Annotated in this window: 14 protein-coding genes; 6 read left to right on the top strand and 8 right to left on the bottom strand. The window is 70.0% G+C overall.

The genetic code is table 11. The annotated features are described in order from the left end of the window. The first annotated feature begins 77 nt into the window (after positions 1-77). Positions 78-1,460 (top strand): glycine--tRNA ligase, encoded by a 1,383-nt coding sequence (locus OG226_RS33130; protein ID WP_328683470.1) that lies wholly within the window; start codon positions 78-80, stop codon positions 1,458-1,460. Between the two features lie 72 nt (positions 1,461-1,532). Here the strand turns inward: OG226_RS33130 and OG226_RS33135 are convergent, their stop codons facing one another. Beyond that, on the bottom strand, positions 1,533-2,579 hold the full coding sequence (locus OG226_RS33135) for a chitinase (protein WP_329350949.1): 1,047 nt from the start codon (positions 2,577-2,579) through the stop codon (positions 1,533-1,535). Positions 2,580-2,756: 177 nt separating this feature from the next. On the opposite strand from OG226_RS33135, the gene OG226_RS33140 reads away from it, so the two are divergent. After that, the gene (locus OG226_RS33140; protein WP_329350950.1) at positions 2,757-3,767 is read left to right on the top strand and encodes an aldo/keto reductase; all 1,011 of its coding nucleotides are present in this window, start codon (positions 2,757-2,759) and stop codon (positions 3,765-3,767) included. A gap of 26 nt (positions 3,768-3,793) precedes the next feature. Then, on the top strand, positions 3,794-4,375 hold the full coding sequence (locus tag OG226_RS33145; protein WP_328683473.1) for a TetR family transcriptional regulator: 582 nt from the start codon (positions 3,794-3,796) through the stop codon (positions 4,373-4,375). A gap of 87 nt (positions 4,376-4,462) precedes the next feature. Here the strand turns inward: OG226_RS33145 and OG226_RS33150 are convergent, their stop codons facing one another. From OG226_RS33150 to OG226_RS33160, 3 genes are all read right to left on the bottom strand, one after another. Further along, a complete protein-coding gene (locus OG226_RS33150; protein ID WP_329350951.1) occupies positions 4,463-5,611 on the bottom strand; it encodes a serine hydrolase domain-containing protein in 1,149 nt (382 codons plus the stop codon). Positions 5,612-5,697: 86 nt separating this feature from the next. After that, the gene (locus tag OG226_RS33155) at positions 5,698-5,904 is read right to left on the bottom strand and encodes a hypothetical protein (protein ID WP_328683475.1); all 207 of its coding nucleotides are present in this window, start codon (positions 5,902-5,904) and stop codon (positions 5,698-5,700) included. A gap of 135 nt (positions 5,905-6,039) precedes the next feature. Then, entirely contained in the window at positions 6,040-7,467 is a 1,428-nt protein-coding gene (locus OG226_RS33160) for an MFS transporter (protein ID WP_329350952.1), read from the bottom strand. 101 nt (positions 7,468-7,568) lie between these two features. Between OG226_RS33160 and OG226_RS33165 the strand changes: the two genes are divergently transcribed. Next, positions 7,569-8,510 carry a helix-turn-helix transcriptional regulator gene (locus OG226_RS33165; protein ID WP_329350953.1) on the top strand — a complete coding sequence of 314 codons (942 nt, stop codon included), beginning with the start codon at positions 7,569-7,571 and terminating at the stop codon, positions 8,508-8,510. An 86-nt stretch (positions 8,511-8,596) separates the two neighbouring features. Here OG226_RS33165 and OG226_RS33170 read toward each other — a convergent pair whose 3' ends face one another. Next, the gene (locus OG226_RS33170) at positions 8,597-10,042 is read right to left on the bottom strand and encodes an MFS transporter (protein WP_329350954.1); all 1,446 of its coding nucleotides are present in this window, start codon (positions 10,040-10,042) and stop codon (positions 8,597-8,599) included. 119 nt (positions 10,043-10,161) lie between these two features. On the opposite strand from OG226_RS33170, the gene dusB reads away from it, so the two are divergent. Continuing rightward, complete coding sequence (dusB, locus tag OG226_RS33175; protein ID WP_328683479.1) at positions 10,162-11,385, top strand: tRNA dihydrouridine synthase DusB; 1,224 nt, start codon at positions 10,162-10,164, stop codon at positions 11,383-11,385. Between the two features lie 37 nt (positions 11,386-11,422). Here the strand turns inward: dusB and OG226_RS33180 are convergent, their stop codons facing one another. From OG226_RS33180 to OG226_RS33190, 3 genes are all read right to left on the bottom strand, one after another. Next, positions 11,423-13,087, bottom strand: a complete 1,665-nt coding sequence (locus OG226_RS33180; protein ID WP_329353582.1) for a sulfatase-like hydrolase/transferase — start codon at positions 13,085-13,087, stop codon at positions 11,423-11,425. Positions 13,088-14,673: 1,586 nt separating this feature from the next. Further along, on the bottom strand, positions 14,674-16,611 hold the full coding sequence (locus OG226_RS33185; RefSeq protein WP_327404240.1) for an amylo-alpha-1,6-glucosidase: 1,938 nt from the start codon (positions 16,609-16,611) through the stop codon (positions 14,674-14,676). 60 nt (positions 16,612-16,671) lie between these two features. Then, on the bottom strand, positions 16,672-18,117 hold the full coding sequence (locus tag OG226_RS33190; protein WP_328683480.1) for an MGH1-like glycoside hydrolase domain-containing protein: 1,446 nt from the start codon (positions 18,115-18,117) through the stop codon (positions 16,672-16,674). Positions 18,118-18,237: 120 nt separating this feature from the next. Here OG226_RS33190 and OG226_RS33195 point away from each other — a divergent pair, with 120 nt between their 5' ends. Next, positions 18,238-19,440 (top strand): ROK family protein, encoded by a 1,203-nt coding sequence (locus OG226_RS33195; RefSeq protein WP_328683481.1) that lies wholly within the window; start codon positions 18,238-18,240, stop codon positions 19,438-19,440. Positions 19,441-19,688: the final 248 nt, after the last annotated feature.

A 19,688-nucleotide genomic window follows, 5' to 3' on the forward strand; every position in this document is an offset into this window, starting at 1 on the left:
GTCTCCCGACCACCACCCCCCATCGAGGCGCTTCGCGCCGCCCCTCCTTACCGTCCATTCGTCATGAAGAGAGCATCGTGGCCGCCGACAAGATCGACACCATCGTCAGCCTGAGCAAGCGCCGTGGCTTCGTATTCCCCAGTAGTGAGATCTACGGCGGCCAGCGCGCCGCTTGGGACTACGGGCCCCTGGGTGTCGAGCTAAAGGAGAACCTGAAGCGCCAGTGGTGGCGCTACATGGTGACGTCGCGCGAGGACGTGGTCGGTCTCGACTCGTCCGTGATCCTGGCCCCCGATGTCTGGGTCGCCTCCGGCCATGTCGCCACTTTCTCGGACCCGTTGACCGAGTGCACCTCGTGCCACAAGCGGTTCCGCGCGGACCACCTGGAGGAGGCGTACGAGGCCAAGCACGGCCGCGCCCCCGAGAAGGGCCTCGCCGACATCAACTGCCCCAACTGCGGCAACAAGGGCCAGTTCACCGAGCCCAAGGAGTTCTCCGGCCTGCTCTCCACCCACCTGGGCCCGACGCAGGACACCGGCTCCGTCGCCTACCTGCGCCCCGAGACCGCCCAGGGCATCTTCACCAACTTCGCCCAGGTGCAGACCGCTTCGCGGAAGAAGCCGCCGTTCGGCATCGCGCAGATGGGCAAGTCCTTCCGCAACGAGATCACGCCCGGCAACTTCATCTTCCGGACCCGCGAGTTCGAGCAGATGGAGATGGAGTTCTTCGTCAAGCCGGGCGAGGACGAGAAGTGGCAGGAGTACTGGATGGAGCAGCGCTGGAACTGGTACACCGGTCTGGGCCTGCGCGAGGAGAACATGCGGTGGTACGACCACCCCAAGGAGAAGCTCTCCCACTACTCCAAGCGCACCGCTGACATCGAGTACCGCTTCCAGTTCGGCGGCAACGAGTGGGGCGAGCTGGAAGGCGTCGCCAACCGCACCGACTACGACCTGAACGCCCACTCCAAGGCCTCCGGCCAGGACCTCTCCTTCTTCGACCAGGAGGCCCAGGAGCGCTGGACGCCGTACGTCATCGAGCCCGCCGCCGGTGTCGGCCGCGCGATGCTGGCGTTCCTGCTCGACGCGTACGTCGAGGACGAAGCGCCCAACGCCAAGGGCAAGTTGGAGAAGCGCACGGTGCTGCGCCTGGACCACCGGCTCGCCCCGGTGAAGGTCGCGGTGCTTCCGCTGTCCCGCAACCCGGAGCTGTCCCCGAAGGCCAAGGGCCTTGCCGCCGCGCTGCGTCAGAACTGGAACATCGAGTTCGACGACGCGGGTGCGATCGGCCGTCGTTACCGGCGTCAGGACGAGATCGGTACGCCGTACTGCGTGACGGTCGACTTCGACACGCTTGAGGACAACGCGGTGACGGTGCGTGAGCGCGACTCCATGAAGCAGGAGCGCATCTCGCTGGACCAGATCGAGGGCTACCTCGCGGGTCGCCTGATCGGTGCCTAGGGTCTGAGTTCTGAACGGGACTGCGGGCGGGCTGAGTTGATCAGCCCGCCCGCGGTTTTTTGTGCGCTGCTCTCAACGCCCTTGCAGGGACTTCACGTTGTCGCCGAAGGTCCAGTTCTTCGAGCCGTCCCAGTTGATGGACCAGGTCATCAGGCCCTTGAGGGACGTGCCGTAGTGCCTCCACGCCTGGGAGACCAGCGACGGTGACAGGTAGCCGCCGCCCGCGCCCGACTGGGCGGGCAGGCCCGGTACTTGCTTGTCGTACGGCACCTTGATCGTCGTACCCTGCACGACCAGGCCCTTGTTGAGGCAGTCGGTCTGGGCGGTGAAGCCCGCGACCGTGCCCGCCGAGTACGAGTCGCCGGAGCAGCCGTACATGCTGCCGTTGTAGTACTGCATGTTGAGCCACCACAGGCGGCCGTTGTCCGCGTACTTCTTCACGATCGGGAGATACGCGCCCCAGATCGAGCCGTACGTGATGCTGCCGCCGGTGACGTACGCGGTCTCCGGGGCCATCGTCAGGCCGAAGTTGGACGGCATCTGGGCGAGGATGCCGTCGATGATGCGGATCAAGTTGGCCTGGGACGTGGAGAGTTGGCCGATGTTGCCGCTGCCGACCAGGCCCGTCTCGATGTCGATGTCCATGCCGTCGAAGTTGTACTTCTTCAGGATCGGCACGATCGTCGAGACGAACTTGTCGGCCACGGTGGTCGAGCTGAGGTCGATGCCCGCGGCGGCGCCGCCGATCGACATCAGGATCGTCTGGCCGGAGGCCTTCGCCGCGCACATCTCGGCGGGTGTGGCCACCTTCACGCCCGCGTCCATGCCGTCCTCCCACAGGGCCGTTCCGTCGGAACGGATCACCGGGAAGGCCGCGTTGATCACGTTGTAGCCGTGGGTGGCGATCGCGGAGTTGGTGATCGGGGTCCAACCGAAGGGCGGATGAACGCCGTTGGAGGAGCCGTCCCAGTTCTCCCAGTACCCCTGCAGGACCTTGCCGGCGGGGCGGGACTTCACGGCGCAGGTGTCGGCCGCGGACGCCGTGGAGGCGGTGGCGATCGAGAGGGGGACGAGGAGCGTGGCCGTCGTGAGGGCGGCGGTGAGGAGTCGACGGAGCATACGGGCCTCCCGGTGGGGGTGCGGTGAGGTGTCGTGTGTCGTAGGCATGACAGTGCTCGTGGTCCAGACCTTTCGTCAAGAGGTCTGTACCACTCGATCGGGCCGGCGTGCGGTCGGCTGACAAATATGGAATGACAGATATTGAAATCTGTCAGCTGTCATGCCAAGGTGGGACGCATGACGATCCCCACGCGCACTCTCGGAACCACCGGCCCCCAGGTCTCCGCCCTCGGCCTCGGCTGCATGGGCATGTCCGCGTTGTACGGCGACGCCGACCGGGCCGAGTCCGTCGCCACCATCCACGCCGCCCTCGAAGCGGGCGTCACGCTCCTCGACACCGGCGACTTCTACGCCATGGGTCACAACGAGATGCTGATCGGCGAGGCCCTGCGCACCGCCCCGGCCGCCCGGCGCGAACAGGCGCTCACCAGCGTCAAGTTCGGGGCGCTGCGCGGTCCGGACGGCGGCTGGTCCGGCTACGACGGCCGGCCCGCCGCGGTCAAGAACTTCGCCGCGTACTCCCTCCAGCGCCTCGGCGTCGACCACATCGACGTGTACCGGATCGCCCGGGTCGATCCCGACGTACCGATCGAGGAGACGGTCGGCGCGATCGCCGAACTGGTCGAGCAGGGTTACGTCCGGCACATCGGCCTCAGCGAGGTCGGCGCCGACACGATCCGCCGGGCCGCCGCGACCGCCCCGATCGCGGACGTGCAGCTGGAGTACGCGCTGATCACGCGCGGCATCGAGGACCGGATCCTGCCGGTCACCCGGGAGTTGGGGATCTCCGTCACGGCGTACGGCGTGCTGTCGCGCGGACTGATCTCCGGGCACTTCACGTCCGACCGGCAGCTCGGCGCGAGCGACTTCCGGACGCACTCGCCGCGCTTCCAGGGCGAGAACCTCCAGCACAACCTGACCCTGGTCGAGCAGTTGCGGAAGCTCGCCGAGCAGAAGGGCGTCTCCGTCGCCCAACTCGCCATCGCCTGGGTGCTGTCGCGGGGCGAGGACATCGTGCCCCTGGTCGGCGCGCGCACCCGGGAGCGGCTGGCGGAGTCGCTGGGCGCGCTGGACGTCGTACTGGACGCGGCGGACCTGGCGGCGATCGAGGCGGCCGTACCGGCGGACTCGGCGGTGGGCGACCGCTACCCGTCGGCGATGATGGCGCACCTCGACAGCGAGCGCTGATCCGGCCTGCGGGTACGGTCTTCGTCATGGCACCGAGCGAGACCCTGACCGCCGAGCGCATCCTCGAAGCGACCGAGGAGGTGCTGCGCCGCCACGGCCCGGCGAAGGCCACCGTGGTGGACGTGGCCCGCGCGCTCGGCGTCAGCCATGGCACCGTCTACCGGCACTTCCGGACGAAGGCCGCGCTGCGCGAGGCGGTCACCAAGCGCTGGCTGGACCGGACTTCGCGGATGCTGTCCCGTTTCGTGACGGAGGACCGCGACCCGGAGACCCGGCTGCGGCACTGGCTGGCGGGACTGTTCGACGCCAAGCGGAAGAAGGCCGGCGGCGATCCCGAGCTGTTCGCCACGTACTCGGTCCTCGCCGAGGAGGCGGGCGAGGCGGTCAGCGAGCACATCGCCGAACTCACCGGTCAGCTGACGGAGATCGTGCGGGCGGGCGTCGACAGCGGCGCCTTCACGGTGACCGACCCGGCCGTCGCCGCCCGCGTCGTCTTCCAGGCCACCGGCCGCTTTCATGACCCCTCGTACGCGCGGGAGTGGCTGAAGCCGGGCGTGGAGGGGGAGTTCGGGGCGATGGTGGAGTTGTTGGTGCGCGGGTTGCGGTGAACTGGCAGTGGATTCCGGTCAGTTCACCTTGACGGTGACGGTGACGGTGACGGTCGGGGAGCAGGCCGTGCCGGTGGGGCGAGAGGGTCAGTGCCCCGCCGCGCACCCCCAGAACTCCCGCATCAGCGCTGTCGGTGTGGGGCCGGTCATCGCCACCTGGGTCAGCAGGACCGTCACCGTGCCCGTGGGCGGGACCACGTGGGCCGTGGTGCCGGTGCCGCCGACCCAGCCGTAGCGGCCGGGGACGTTCCACGGGTCGACCGGAGCGACGTCGACCTGGCCGCCGTAGCCCCAGCCCTGGCCCTCCAGGAAGAGGGTGGCGGCCTCGCGCTGGGCCGCGGTGAGGTGGTTGGTGGTCATGCGGCTCACGGAGGTGGGGGAGAGGACCGGGGTGCCGTCCGGTGCGGCGCCGGCGTTCGCGAGCATGCGGCCGAAGGCCAGCAGGTCGTCGGCCGTCGAGACCAGGCCGCCGGCGCCGGACGGGAAGGCCGGGGGCCGGCTGAAGCCGCCGTCCGGGGTGTCGGCCCGCTCCAGGGCGCCCGGCTCGCCCGGGGTGTAGGCGGTGGTGAAGCGGGTCCGCTTCGACTCCGGCACCGCGAACGCCGTGTCCGGCATGCCCAGCGGCCCGAAGAACCGCTCCGCCAGGAAGTCGGGGAAGGACGAGCCCGAGGCGCGGGCGACCAGGACGCCCTGGATGTCCGAGCAGGTGTTGTAGAGCCACGCGGCGCCCGGCTGGCGCACCATCGGGATCCGGGACAGGGCGGCGAGCCACTCGTCGGGCCCTGGCTGGAGGTAGGGCGCGCGACCGTCCTGCTGGAACGCGAGCAGCTCCTGGACGGCCGCCAGGAAGAAGTCGTCCGGGAAGCCCCAGCCGGCCCGGAAGCTCAGCAGGTCCTCGACCGTGACCGGGCGCTCCGCCGGGACCACGTCGTCGACCGGCGAGGACGGCGTGCGGACCACCGTCGGCTTCGCCAGCTCCGGCAGCCACTCCGCCACCGGGGCGTCCAGCGCGAGCCGCCCGTCCTCCACCAGCGCCAGCACCGCCGCCGCCGTGACCGGCTTGCTGACCGACGCGATCCGGAAGATCGAGTCGCGGGCCATCGGGGCGGTGCCCTCGACGTCGACGGAGCCGACGGCGACCACCTCGACGTCGTCGCCGCGGGCCACCAGGCCCACCGCCCCCGGCACGGTGCCGTCGTCGACGCGTCGGCGCAGGGTGTCGTGGAGAGAGCTCATCGGTCGGCCTTCCGGTCCGGGGAGTCGTATCGGATACGACTCTCCTCGCCTCGCGAACTCATCGCTCCCCGGTCTCCGCTCCCCGGTCAGTCGGTGGTCGGATCCACCGTCGCCTGGTGCTCCTCGGCCAGATGCTCCTCCGCCTTCAGCCAGGGCAGGAACTGCGCGTTCTTCTTCCAGCCGCAGGTGTCGCACACGATCGTGCGCTGCGCGCCCTTGCGCTGCACGCGGACGACATGTTCCCGCCCGTGCTGGTCCCAGCGGCTCACTTTGCTCGTGTTGATCTGCAACATGCGCCTCGCCTCCGTTCAGGAGTCTCCGGCAAGGAGTGTGCAGCAAGACCAACATCAACAGGGCTCAATTCACGCCGAGTTGTCCAAGCTGTGAACATGACATCCCGGGTGCCGTCCGGAATGTCGTCCGGAATGTCAGCCGATCGTGCGCGGCAGCCGCAGGCTGAGCAGGCCGGTCAGGACGACCCCGGCCAGCTGCACCACCAGGGTTGTCGCCAGGGCGTCCCGCATGCCCATCCCCGGGACCAGGGAGAGGAAGAGGGTGCCGAGCGTGGCCACGCCCAGTGCCAGCGCGGACTGCTGGGTGGTGACCATGACGCCGGCGCCCACACCGGCACGGGCGGCCGGGACCTCGGACAGGATGATCCGGTAGATGATGGGGAGTTGGAGCGCCTGACCGGCACCGGCGACGGCCGCGCCGGGGAGCAGCTCGACGAACCCGAGATGCGGCCACGAACGCAACACGGCCAGCACGATCAGCCCGAGGCCCACCGCCTGGATGACCGCACCCGCCGTCACGACGCGCGTGCCGTACCGGGTCACCAGCCGCGGCCCGGCGAGCGAGGCGAGGAAGAAGGTCACCGCCAGCGGGACGAGCGCCAGGCCCGCCGCGACCGGGCCGAGACCCGCGCCGCTCTGCAACGCCACCGCGATCACGAACATGAACCCGCTGAAGCCGATCGCGAACGGCAGGATCATCACCAGCCCGCGCCGCAGCGAGGTCAGCGCCAGCAGACTCGGCGGCACCAGCGGCGTACGGCCCTGCCGGTCCGCCCTGCGCTCCACCGCGTAGAACGCCGACGCGAGCCCCGGGAACGCGGCCAGCGACAGCCACGTCCACAGCGGCCAGCCCGCCGCCCGGCCCTCGGTCAGCGGCACCAGCAGCGCCAGCAGGGACGCGCCGAGCAGGAAGGTGCCGGGCACGTCCACCGGCTCCGGGTGCTGGGAACGCGTCTCCGGTACGACCTTGGCGGCCAGGAACAGGCCGATGACGACGACCGGCACGTTCACCAGGAACACCGCGCGCCAGCCGGTACCGGCGATGTCCGCGGCGACCAGGATCCCGCCGAGGATCTGGCCGGCGACCATGGCGAGGCCGGCGGTCGCGCCGTACAGGCCCATCGCCTTGGCGCGGCGCGGGCCCTGGGTCGCGGACTGGATGGTGGCGAGGACCTGCGGGAGCATCGCCGCGGACGCCGCGCCCTGCGCGATCCGCGCGGCGACCAGCGTCCACGCGGTGGGTGCGAGCCCGCACGCGAGCGAGGTGACACCGAACGCGGCCATCCCGCCCAGGAACAGCCGCCGGCGCCCGAACAGGTCACCGAGCCGGCCGCCGAGGACGAGCAGCACGGCGTACGAGACTCCGTAGCCGGCGACGACGAGTTCGAGCACGGCCTCGCTCGCCGAGAGGTCCCTGCCGATGGTCGGCAGGGCCACGTTCACGATGAAGAAGTCGATGAGGGGCAGCGCCGCGGCCAGCAGCACCGTGAACAGTCCGAGGGCGCTGAGCACGGGTGCCGCCGCCGGGGATCGGACGGTGCGGGAAGCGATGGTTTCGGTCACGCTGACGAGCGTGCGCCTCTCGCGAGACTGGTACCAGAGTGTCCTTATCCTGGTAGCAGGACTACCTGGAAACAGGCTCCGCAGAGCGGCAGACTGGAGCGATGACGACGATGGCACAGGAGACGGTGACCGAGGCAGCGGTGACAGAGGAAGCGGTGACCGAGGCGGCGGTGACGGAGGCGACGGTCGAGGCCGCAGGTGCTCCGCAGACCGCGTCGACGGTCCGGCGGCATGAACTCGCCGCGTTCCTGCGTCACCGCCGGGAGCACATCGCCCCCGAGCAGGTCGGCCTGCCGCGCGGCACCCGGCGCCGTACGCCCGGCCTGCGCCGGGAGGAGATCGCGCAGCTCGCCGCGGTCGGGGTCACCTGGTACACGTGGCTCGAACAGGCCCGGGACATTCAGGTGTCCGTACAGGTCCTCGACGCCCTCGCCCGCACCCTGTTCCTGGACAGCAGCGAACGCGCCCACCTCTTCCAGCTGGCCGGTGCGATCGACCCCCGGCCGGCCACGAGCTGCGCGGTCGTCACGCCCGCCCTGCAGACGATGCTGGACCAACTGGACCCGATCCCGGCCTGTCTGCAGAACAGCCGGTACGACATCCTCGCCTACAACCGCACCTACGGGATGCTGCTCTGCGACCTGGACGCGGTGCCGCCCGAGGACCGCAACTGCATGATCCTCTCCTACACGCACGAGGAGTGGCAGTCGTCGATCGTGCACCTGGAGAAGTCCCAGCGCCTCATGGCCGCCCGCTTCCGCGGCTCGATGGCCGACCACCTCGCCGACCCCACCTGGAAGACCCTCCTCAAGCGCCTCCGCACGTCCCCCGAGTTCTGCGAGGTCTGGGACCGCCACGAGGTCATGGGCGCCAGCCCGCGCCGCAAGGAGTTCCGCAACACCCACGTGGGCCGCATCACGGTCGACCACACAGACCTGTGGCTGGGCCCGGCGAGGGGTCCGAGGATGGTGACCTATGCTCCCGCGGACGAGGAGTCGCGAGCACGCCTGGAGAAGCTGCACGAACTGGCGCAGGCAAGGTAAGTCACCCCAGGGGCGCACGGCTGTATCTGATGTGCGGCTACCGCCGCGCGGGCGCGACCAGTCACAGCGGACCCGCACCCGCACAACTAGGCGTTGATCCCAGCGGCTTCGCGTACTTCGACAGACTGCAACCGCTCAGCCGTACGGTCAGCAGTCCGACGTGCCCAAACCCCACTGGTCACCGCACCGAGCACCAGCACAGCCAACCCGCACGCCACCAAAATCCACCACCCGGGCCGAGCCGCAGACACAAACGTCTCCTTGTACGACGACGCCACCACCCCGGAAGCCAACACCGCCCCGACCACCGCGACCCCGAGCGTCTGCCCCAACTGCCGACTCGTGGACGCCACGGCCGCCGCGACCCCCGCTTGAGCGCGAGGCATCCCGGACACCGCCGTATTCGTGATCGGCGCGTTCACGAACCCGAACCCGATCCCGAACAACGCGTACCCGATGAACCGCGAGACCCCGGACGTCTCCGCCTCGAACCCGGCGAACAGCACCGCGCTCGCCGTCATCGCCGTCCCCGCGATCAGCAGGGATATTCGCGGCCCGTGACTACCGACCAGCCGCCCGGAGATCGGCGCGCAGAGGAACGTGGGCACAGCCATCGGCAGCATCCACAGACCGGCGTGCAGCGCGTCGAGACCGACCACGTTCTGCAGATACAGCGTGGAGAGGAACAGGAAGCCGCCCAGCGCCGAGAACGCGCTGATCGCGATCACCGTCGCCCCACTGAACGGCGCCGAACGGAAGAAGCGCAGGTCGATGAGGGGTTCGTCGCGCCGCGGCTCGTACCAGAGGAGCCCGGCGAGGGCGGCCAGCGCGAGGATCGCGAAGGGCAGGATCGAGGTGAACCCGGAGCTCGGCGCCTCGATGATCGCGTACGTCAGGGAGCCGAACAGGGCGATCACCATGAGCTGACCGACCGGGTCGGCACGGCGGGCCTTGGGCGCGCGGGACTCGGGGATGAACTTCAGGGTGAGCAGCAGCGCGGCCAGCCCCACCGGCAGGTTGATCCAGAAGATCGAGCGCCAGCCGACCGAGTCCACGAGCAGCCCGCCGATCAGTGGACCGGCGGCCATCGATATGCCGACGACCGCGCCCCACACACCGATCGCCCGGGCCCGCTCGCGCGGCTCGGTGAAGGTGTTGGTGATGATCGACATGGCGACCGGGTTGAGCATCGAGCCGCCGACCGCCTGGATCATGCGGAACCAGATCAGCGCGTCCAGATCCGGCGCGAGGGAGCAGAGCAGTGAGCCGAGGCTGAAGACCACCAGGCCGGCGATGAAGACCCGTTTGCGGCCGATCCGGTCGGCCGTGGAGCCCGCCAGCATCAGCAGGGAGGCCAGGACCAGGGTGTACGCGTCGATCGTCCACTGCAGACCGGAGGTCGAGGCGTGGAGATCGGTCTGCATCGCGGGCAGCGCGACGTTCAGGATGGTCACGTCCAGGCTCACGATCAGCAGACTCATGCAGCAGATCGCGAGCACCAGCTGTCGGCGGCGGTGGCTGAGCTCGGGCATGCGCACCATCGTACGCCAAACTCGATAGTGCGGCTAACTAATTACCGATACATGATCCTGGGCAGGGCGAGGGCGCCGGGTGGGGTCGGGCACCCGGCGACGTACGGGACAATGGGGCAATGTCCACGCCCGTCTCCGTGCCTGTCTCCCCGCCCGTGTCCCCGGCTGTGACCCCCTTGCGGGTCGGCCCGTACACCGTCTCGCCGCCCGTCGTCCTGGCCCCCATGGCCGGGATCACCAACGCGCCCTTCCGTACCCTGTGCAGGTCCTTCGCCGAAGGCGAAGCATTCGCCGGAGGCGAGTCAAAGGATGCGGCCAGTGGCGGCAAGGGCCTGTTCGTCAGCGAGATGATCACGACCCGGGCGCTGGTCGAGCGCAACGACAAGACCATGCAGCTGATCCGTTTCGACGAGACCGAGAAGCCTCGCTCGATCCAGCTGTACGGCGTCGACCCCGCGACCGTCGGCAAGGCCGTCCGCATGATCGCGGAGGAGGGGCTCGCCGACCACATCGACCTCAACTTCGGCTGCCCGGTGCCGAAGGTCACCCGCAAGGGCGGCGGCTCCGCGCTGCCCTACAAGCGGAACCTGCTGCGGGCGATCCTGAAGGAGGCCGTCAGCGGGGCCGGTGACCTGCCCGTCACGATGAAGATGCGCAAGGGCATCGACGACGACCACATCACCTTCCTCGACGCCGGCCGCATCGCCGTCGAGGAGGGTGTCACGTCCATCGCGCTGCACGGCCGCACGGCCGCCCAGCACTACGGCGGTACGGCGGACTGGGACGCGATCGCGCGCCTGAAGGAGCATGTGCCGGAGATCCCCGTGCTCGGCAACGGCGACATCTGGTCGGCGCAGGACGCGCTGCGGATGGTGCGGGAGACCGGGTGCGACGGGGTCGTGGTCGGGCGCGGATGTCTCGGGCGCCCGTGGCTGTTCGCCGATCTCGTGGCCGCGTTCGAGGGACGTGAACAGGACGTCCTGGAGCCGTCGTTGCGCGAGGTCGCGGACGTCATGGTGCGGCACGCGACGCTGCTCGGTGAGTGGATCGGGGACGAGGCGCGGGGAGTCATCGACTTCCGTAAGCACGTCGCCTGGTACCTGAAGGGCTTCGCGGTCGGGAGCGAGATGCGCAAGCGGCTCGCGATCACGTCGTCGTTGGAGGAACTCCGGTCCGGGCTCGACGAGTTGGACCTCGACCAGCCCTGGCCGGTGGGCGCCGACGGGCCCCGCGGCCGTACGTCCGGCAACAACCGGGTGGTGTTGCCGGACGGTTGGCTGAAGGACCCGTACGACTGCGCGGGGATCGGCGAGGACGCGGAACTGGACACGTCCGGGGGCTGAACTCCGTTGGGCGGGGGCTCGGTTCTGCTGCTGCCGCTCAGTTCGTCTTCGGGTGGGGCGTCGAGCCGTACGCCGTGAGGAACTTGTCGCGGAAGGAGCTCATCTTCCACACCGGGGCGTCGTGTGCGGGGCGCAGGCCGTCGGACCAGTTCCAACTGTCGATCTTCTGAAGGACCTTGGGGTCCTTGGCGACGATCGAGATCGGGACGTCACGGCTGGCGTGGTTGCCGCTGACGCGGGCGATCGGCTGGTGGTCGCCGAGGAAGACGAGCACGGTGTTGTCGTTGCCGTAGCGCTCCAGCCACTGGGTGAGGGAGTTCACCGAGTACTGGATCGACTTGCCGTACTCCTGGCGGGACTTGGTGGTGTCGGCGATCACGCTGGACGCCTTGTTGCCGGCCTTCTCGATCGAGTCGAAGATCGAACCGTTGCCCAGCTGGTCCCAGGGGACGAGCTTCGGGATCGGTGCCCAGGGCTGGTGGCTGGAGGTCAGGATCAGCAGGGACATCAGCGACTTGCCGTCGGTGCGGGGCTTGCTGTGCACCTGCTTCTGGAACTGCTCCAGCGCGTACTGGTCGGGCATCGTCGACCAGCTGAACTTCGGTCCCTGGTAGCCGAGTTGGAAGGCGTTGTAGACCTTGTCGAGGCCGTAGAAGCTCTGCTCGGGCCAGCCCTTCTGGATGCCCGGCATCACGCCGACGGTGTCGTAGTCGCCGGTCTTCTTGAAGGCGTCGGTCAGGCTCAGGTGGTCGCTGGCCATCACCGTGCGGTAGCGCTGCTGGTTGCTGACCCACAGGCCCGACATGGTGGTGGAGTGACCGAGCCAGCTGCTGCCGCCGTAGGTCGCCGAGGTCAGCCAGCCGCTCTTCGCGGCGAAGCCCGCCTTCGAGAGGGCCTGGGTGTCGGCGGCGAGCGTCGAGTCGACGCCGGGCGCCATGATCGGGTCCTCGATCGCGCTACGGCCGTAGCTCTCGATGAAGGTGAAGATCATGTCCTTGCCGCGGAGGTCCGGGACGAGCTGGCTGCCGGGGGTGTTGCCGAAGGCGTCGACCTTGGCGACCTTCTTGAACTCGGCCTCGTCGCGCAGGGTTTCCTGCACCGCGCGCACCTGGTACTTGATGACGCCGGCGGTGTGGTCGGCGGCGAGCGGGATGCCGTGGAACTCCAGCGCGAACGCGGTGAGGGTGATCCACACCGTGCCGGCGATCAGGGTGCCCTTGGTCGCGATGGCCTTGTAGGTCACCAGGACGTTGCTGAGCCGGACCATCGCCAGTGCGACGAGGACGATCAGCACGACGATGAGGGCGATGACGCCGACCGTGATGACCTGCGTGGCCGTGCCACCGAAGGTGTCCTTCAGATACCCGCGGGCATCCCCGAACAGGCTCCAGTCCAGGATGATGTTGAAGTGCCGGCCCAGGTATTCGTTGAACCCCATGTCGAACATGTTCAACACGGCGATGGTCCCGACGAGAGCGCCGAATCCCGCGGCCACGATGACTCGGGCCCGCCGCGGCAGGCTCAGCAGAATCACCGCCGCCATGATCGCCTCGGCCGGGATCCGCGCGAACTCCATCAGCCTCAACTGGCCCAGCGTGTTGGGCATTTCGAGGCAGATGTAGACCAGCACGGCAGCGAGGAACGTGACGACCCAGGAGAGCGTGAGCGCGGCTACGGGGTGCCTCTCGCGCCAGGCCTGCATACGACGCCGGATGCCGAGCCGGCTGCTCCGGGTGCGGATGCCGGGGCGGGGGGTGGCTGCGGGGGGCTCGGGGGTGGTGCCGGGGGCTGTGGCGGATTCGGTTGAGGTGTCCGTGTCCGCGTCGGTGGCTGAGGCGTCGGGTTCGACTCCGGTGTCCGAGGCGGTCGCGGTGGTGTCCTCGGCGACCTCGGAGTCGGGTGCTTCGGTGCCTGCGACCGCGGTGGCGGCCTCGGTTGCCGGGGGCTTCACGGTGCTGGACGCGGTGTCGGGCGTCGCGGCGGAAACGGTTTCGAGCACGGCTTCCGCCGTGGCCTCGGACGGTGCTTCTACGGCCCGTTCGGGCGCGGGGGCCTCGGCGTGCTCGGTTCCGACGGCGGGAGAGGCGCCGGCTTCGGTCTTGGCGGCGGCAGGGGTTCCGGGCTCGGTTTCGGTGACGGCGGGGGAACCGGTCTTGGCTTTGGCGGTTGTAGAGGTGCCGGTTTCGGTCCTGGGGCTTGTGGGTGAACCGGGCTCGGTTTCGGTGGCGGCGGGGGAACCGGCCTCGGTTTTGGAGGTTGTAGAGGTGCCGGTTTCGGTCCTGGGGCTTGTGGGTGAACCGGGCTCGGTCTCGGTGACGGCGGGGGAACCGGCCTCGGTTTTGGCGGCTGCGGAAGTGCCCGCTTCGGCCTTGGCACTCGTGGGCGAACCAGCCTTGGCCTTGGCGCCTGTGGGGGAGCCGACCTTGGTCGCGGCGCCGGCAGAGGGCCTGGCCTTGCTCTTGACGCTCGCGAGGCGCTCGGCCTTCGTCTCGGCGACTGCGGAGGTTCTGGCCTTGGTCTTGCCGTCGGCGTCCGCCGAAGAGTCGGCCTCGGCGTCCGCGACCATGGAAAGGTCGACCTCGGTGTCGGCAGCTGCGGAGGTTCCGGTCTTGGCTTCGCTACCGGTGCTCGCCGAAGGGGTGGCCTGCGTTTCCGTGCTCCCGTGAAGCCCGGTTTCTGTCTTCGCGCTTGTGGAAGTGCCGGCGTCGGCCTTGCTGTTGGTGCTCGCCGAAGGATTCGCCTGCGTTTCCGCGCCCTCGCGAAGCCCGGCTTCTCTCTCCGCGTTTGTGGAAACGACGGCGTCGGCCTTGCTACCAGTGCCCGCCGAAGCGTTGCCCCGCGTTTTCGCGCCCCCGCGAAGCCCGGCCGCTGTCTCCGCGCCTGCAGAAATGCCGGCCTCGGCCTCGCTGACCGCGGAACTGTCCGCGTCGGCCTCACCCTCGCCGACCGTGGAACTCCCCGCGCCCGCACCGGACTTGGGCCCAGTGCCGGCGGCGCTGTCGGAGGGCCCGGGTGCGGTCTCCGGCGTTGATATCGCGGCCCCCGGCGTCGGTTCGTCGTTCGTGTCCGGCGGCGGTACCTCGCCATCGGCTGCCCCGGCCGTATTCGGTGTCTGGCGTGTGCTCGTGTGCTGAGGCAACCCGAAGGTCCTTCCGTGCGAGGCCCGTGATCGGAGTGGAGGGGCGGTCCGACTGGGGAGGCAGGACCGCCGCTCTTCCGTACGAGTTGCCTCGGGCCCCTGTTCACGGAACTGGGCAAACACCCGGCAAACGGCTTATCACCGTTGTGTCACGCGCCCCCGACCGCCGTGAGCAGCGCCAATGGAGCAGCCGCCGAACGGGACTCCCGTACGCACGCGTGCGGGTACGGAACCGGCTCCGGGTGGGTGTCGCGGCCGTAGCCCGCGAGGACCTCCGGGAGGCGGTGACCGGTCGCCGTCGCCGCGTCGACCAGCGCGTGCGCGACCGTGCGGGCCTCGTCGTGCAGGCCGTAGCGGGCCAGGCCCAGCGTGATCAGCGCGTTGTCGTGCGGCCAGACCGAACCCCGGTGGTACGAGAGAGGGTGGTACGCCGCCTGGCCCGACGCCAGGGTGCGGACTCCCCAGCCCGAGAAGAAGTCCGGGGCCAGCAGCCTGCGGCCGACCAGCTCGCCGTACTCCTTGTCCAGCAGGCCGGACCAGAGCAGATGGCCCGCGTCCGACGCCAGCGCGTCCACCTGGCGGCCCTCGCCGTCCAGCGCCAGCGCCGGGAAGGAGTGCTCCCGCATCCAGAAGTCCCGCTGGAAACGGTCCCGGAGATCGGACGCCGCCTGTTCCAGGAGGGCCGCGTAGGTCTCGTCCTCCCATACCGTGCGGGCGAGTTGAGCCGTGCGGCGCAGCGCGTCGTACGCGTAACCCTGCGCTCCCGCCGCCATCACCGGACCGCTCGCCCGCGTGCCGTCGGCGCCGCAGATCGCGCCGGGGGAGTCCTTCCAGTTCTGGTTGGCCAGGCCGCCCTGGTCGGCGCGGTAGACCAGGTAGCCGCGCGAGGTCAGGCCGCCGTGGTCGAGCATCCAGCCGATCGCGGCACGGGCGTTGGGTTCCAGGCGCCGGGCGAGCGTCGTGTCGCCGGTCTGCTCCACGTACGCGCCCAGCAGCACCAGGAACAGCGGGGTCGCGTCCACCGAGCCGTAGTAACGCCCGTACGGCACCTGCCCGAAGTGCGCCAACTCGCCGTGCCGCACCTCGTGCACGATCTTGCCGGGCTGCGACACCGACTCCGCGCCCACGGCCGTCGCCTGCGTCGCGGCGAGGGCGGGGAGGGTGGCTGCGGCCAGTTGGGGGCGGTACGGGAGCGCGAACAGGGACGTGAGGAGCGCGTCCCTGCCCAGCAGGGTCAGGAACCACGGGGCTCCCGCCGCCGGTACGCGCAACTCCTCGCCGTCCGGGCCCGTCGCCGGGACCTGGAGCGAGGCCAGGTCCGACAGGCCCCGGGCGCAGGCCGCGGCCAACTCCGGCCAGCCGGTGGGGAAGGAGACGCCCTGGACGTACTCGCCCTCCAGCGCGATGAGTTGGTCGTTCAGGGCGGACGGTGAGCGCGGTACCCGCAGGGCGCGCTTGTCGCCGTGCGGGCGGGCCATCACGCGGAGCGCCAACTCGGCGGTGCCGTGCGGTTCGAGGTCCAGGGTCCACACCATGCGGCGGGCGCCGGTGCCGGTCTCCTCGACGCCGTCCGGAGCGGGCTCGGCCGTGACCGTCGTACAGGAACGCCATTCGCCGCGCTGATAGGCGAACTCGACTCCGTCCTCCAGGACTTGGCGGGAGCGGGTGGCGCCGGTCTTCGCGTAGGTGCGGTAGTCGGAGCGGAGTTCGAACTGGTCCGTGAAGTCGGCGTCGGCGGTGACCGCGAGCCGGACCGTCGTCGGGACCGGACGGTTGCTGGTCACCTTCAGCGACTCGACGAACGCGCCGTCGCCCACGGCCTGTTCACGGAAGAGCGTGTGTGCGGGCGGCTCCTGGCGGCCGCCGCGCGGGACGAGGACACAGCGTGCCATGTCCCCGTCGGCCACCGGTGTCAACGCCTCCGGCACCGCGCCGTCGACCGTCAACTGCCAGCGGCTCAGGTGCCGGGCGTCCCGGACGAATAACCCGTCCGGGGAACTGCCGCCCCGTACGCCGCTGATGTCCCCGCCGTCGCCCACGGCCGCGAACGTCCCGCCGTGCACGAGCAGATGATGCCGGTCCGTCATCCCCGGTCCCCTCCCTTGACTCTCTTGGCGACCTTGACTTCTGTGTCACTGACGTCCGTGTCAGTCACGTGTGTCACTCATGTCGAACGTGCCGAGTCCCGCGGCGGACACGCCGTGCCCAGGGGGCTCGTGAAGCAGATCGAGGGTCAGCGCGGCGGTCCAGCTGAAGCCGGTCGCGCCGCACGCCCCGCCGTCGTACGGGTCGACGTACTCGGCGAAGTCGGTGGCGGCGGCGGTCTCCAGGACCGCCGTGCGGAGCGCGTCCGCGCGCGCCCGCTCGCCGTGCAGCCGCAGGCCGCGCTCCAGCAGCCAGCTCGTGTTGAACCAGGCCGGGCCGCGCCAGTACCGGTGCGGATCGAACGCCTCGCCCAACAGGTCGTAGCTGGGCGGGAGTTGAGTGGTCTCGCCGAGCCCGAAGTGCGGGCCGGACGCCGTACGGACGAGGGCGGTGGTGATGTCCCGGGGCAGGTCGGGGAGGAGGAGGGGGATCAGGCCGGAGACGCTCCGCTCGGGGATCAGTCCCTCGCCCCGTACGTCGCGGCAGAAGAACATGCCCTCCGCCGGGTCCCACAGCCGCTCGATCAGCACCCCTGTCAGCCGCTCCGCGCGCGCGTGCCGGGCCGTACCCGTCGCGCCCAACTCCCGGGCGATACGGGCCAGTGCGTGCTCGGAGGCGATCAGCAGCGCGTTGAAGGACGGGTCCTCGACCGCGAACTCGCTTGCCCCGGCCCCGTATCCCCCGCCCGGCCCATCCCTGTAATCACCGTCCCGGTAGTCCGTCGCGAGGCGCACGTACCGGCCGTAGTCCAGATCCGTGGGCCGGTCCTCGGCGGCCCCGTGGTCGAGGTCGGCGCGGCGGAAGGAGCGGGCCGGGGTCGGCGTGACGCGGCCCAACGGGGCGTCCCAGCAAGGGCTGTTGTCCATACCCTGTTCCCAGGGGTGCACGACGGACGCGAGGCCGCCCCCACCCAGGTCCCGCCGGTGCAGCAGATAGCGGTGCCAGGCGGCCAGCCGGGGGTAGACACCGGCGAGGAAGCCACGCGCGCGGGAGAGGCCCGGATCGGCGCAGTGGACCAGCCACGCGGCCAGCGCGTGGACCGGTGGCTGCACGATGCCCGAGGTCTGTACGGTGCGCGGGGCGCCCGCGGTGCGCCCCGCGGTCGAGGAGCGCCAGAAGTCGGGGCTCGGGAAGTACGCGTCGAGGGGTACGGAGGGGTTGAAGACGATGTGCGGGATACGTCCGTCGCCCCACTGGGCGGCGAGCAGCGTCTCCAGCTCCGTCTGCGCCCGCAGCGGTGAGAGGTGCCGTAGGCCGATGGCGATGAACGCGGAGTCCCAGGACCACTGGTGCGGATACAGGCCGCGGGAGGGGACGGTTGAGACACCCGTCCAGTTCCCTTCCAGTACGGCAGCCGCCCTGAGGTGCAGCGAACCTGACAAGGGTGGCGGATCGTATACGAAGGTGCGTTCCACGGGGAGGGCTGTGAGCTGGGCAGTGCGATCCACTCGGGACTCCACGAAACACGTCGTGCCGACCGGTTCGGTCATGGCTACCGTAGGGTTACGTCTATTTAACACGCAAAACTCAATATGTAATGCAGGGTTGAGAAACACAAGGGGGTGCGCATGACTGGACGAGGTCAAGCGAGCGCCGGCGATCTGCTCGAACTGGTACGCACCGGGCGTGCCACGACCCGCGGCGCCCTCCAACAGGTGACCGGGCTCTCCCGCGCGACCGTCGGCCAGCGCCTGGACCGGCTCTTCCGTGCGGGCTGGTTGCGCGAGGGCGCGGGCGGTCCGGTGGACTCCCCGCTGGGCGGCAGGCCGTCGATCACGCTGGAGTTCGACGACGCTCACGCCGTAGTCCTCGCGGCGGACCTGGACACCCGCCACGCGCGCGCGTGCGTCCTCTCGCTCACCGGCGAGCTCCTCGCCGAGCACGGCGGCACGCTCGTCATCGAGGACGGCCCGGACGCCGTACTCGGCGAACTCGGCCGCTGGTTCGCCGAGTTGCTGGAGAAGGCCGGGCATCGGGCGTCCGAGGTCTGCGGGATCGGGCTCGCGGTCCCCGGGCCCGTCGACAGCGAGACCGGCCGGGTCGTCCAGCCGCCGATCATGCCCGGCTGGGACGGCTACGACATAAGAGGCCGTCTGGCCCGCGCCTTCACCGAACACACCGGCGCCCCCCGGGTCCCGGTCCTGGTCGACAACGACGCCAACCTCATGGCCTACGGCGAACAGCGCACCGGACACCCCGACTGCTCGGCCTTCGTCCTGGTCAAGGTGTCCACCGGTATCGGCGCGGGAGTTGTCGTCGGCGGCTCCATCTTCCGGGGGATCGACGGCGGTGCCGGCGACATCGGCCACATCCGCGTCCCGGCGGGCGCGCAGGCGCTGTGCCGTTGCGGGTCCTACGGCTGTCTCGCCGCCGTCGCCAGCGGTGGCGCCGTGGCGCGACGGCTGGCCGAGACCGGGGTGCCGGCGGCGTCCGGCTCGGATGTGCGGGACCTGCTCGCGTCCGGGCATCCGGGAGCCGCCGCCTTCGCCCGCGAGGCGGGACGGCAGGTCGGGGACGTCCTGGCGACCGTGGTGACGCTGCTCAACCCCGGGGTTCTGATGATCGCGGGAGACCTGGCCGGCACCTCCTTCCTCACGGGCGTACGGGAGCTGCTGTACCAGCGGGCGCTGCCGCGCTCCACCGCTCATCTGCACGTGCTGACCTCGCGGCTCGGTGAGCGGGCCGGGCTGGTGGGGGCGGGGGCGCTGGTCGTGGAGCACCTGTACGCGCCGGAGCGGGTCGAGGAACGGCTGCTCGCGCTGGGCATGTGACGCCCGGGTTTCCGTCCCGGGACGTGTCCGGATGGTGAAATCCGGTCGGGTGTGGAAGCGTGATTCTCGCCACCTTTGATAGGGGTGGCGCTCAGGTGAGCGGATCTTGCGCGGCTGCACTTCTCCAAGGGGTGGCACTCCGTGCCACCCCTTGATCGTTCATCGATCGAAAACAGCCGAGCCGTGAACCGCTCATGTGAGCGTAAATGCGCGCCGATGGGCCTTGTCGCGTTCAAGAAGTGAAAACA

This window comes from Streptomyces sp. NBC_01261 (genome assembly GCF_036226385.1).
Classification (GTDB): Bacteria; Actinomycetota; Actinomycetes; order Streptomycetales; family Streptomycetaceae; genus Streptomyces.

Coding starts and splice junctions, on each gene's coding strand:
- OG226_RS33185 (WP_327404240.1), bottom strand. CDS start 16,611: ATGACGGACCGGCATCATCTGCTCGTGCACGGCGGGACGTTCGCGGCC.
- OG226_RS33195 (WP_328683481.1), top strand. CDS start 18,238: ATGACTGGACGAGGTCAAGCGAGCGCCGGCGATCTGCTCGAACTGGTA.
- OG226_RS33150 (WP_329350951.1), bottom strand. CDS start 5,611: ATGAGCTCTCTCCACGACACCCTGCGCCGACGCGTCGACGACGGCACC.
- OG226_RS33135 (WP_329350949.1), bottom strand. CDS start 2,579: ATGCTCCGTCGACTCCTCACCGCCGCCCTCACGACGGCCACGCTCCTC.
- OG226_RS33145 (WP_328683473.1), top strand. CDS start 3,794: ATGGCACCGAGCGAGACCCTGACCGCCGAGCGCATCCTCGAAGCGACC.
- OG226_RS33180 (WP_329353582.1), bottom strand. CDS start 13,087: ATGCAGGCCTGGCGCGAGAGGCACCCCGTAGCCGCGCTCACGCTCTCC.
- dusB (WP_328683479.1), top strand. CDS start 10,162: ATGTCCACGCCCGTCTCCGTGCCTGTCTCCCCGCCCGTGTCCCCGGCT.
- OG226_RS33165 (WP_329350953.1), top strand. CDS start 7,569: ATGACGACGATGGCACAGGAGACGGTGACCGAGGCAGCGGTGACAGAG.
- OG226_RS33155 (WP_328683475.1), bottom strand. CDS start 5,904: ATGTTGCAGATCAACACGAGCAAAGTGAGCCGCTGGGACCAGCACGGG.
- OG226_RS33170 (WP_329350954.1), bottom strand. CDS start 10,042: ATGCCCGAGCTCAGCCACCGCCGCCGACAGCTGGTGCTCGCGATCTGC.
- OG226_RS33140 (WP_329350950.1), top strand. CDS start 2,757: ATGACGATCCCCACGCGCACTCTCGGAACCACCGGCCCCCAGGTCTCC.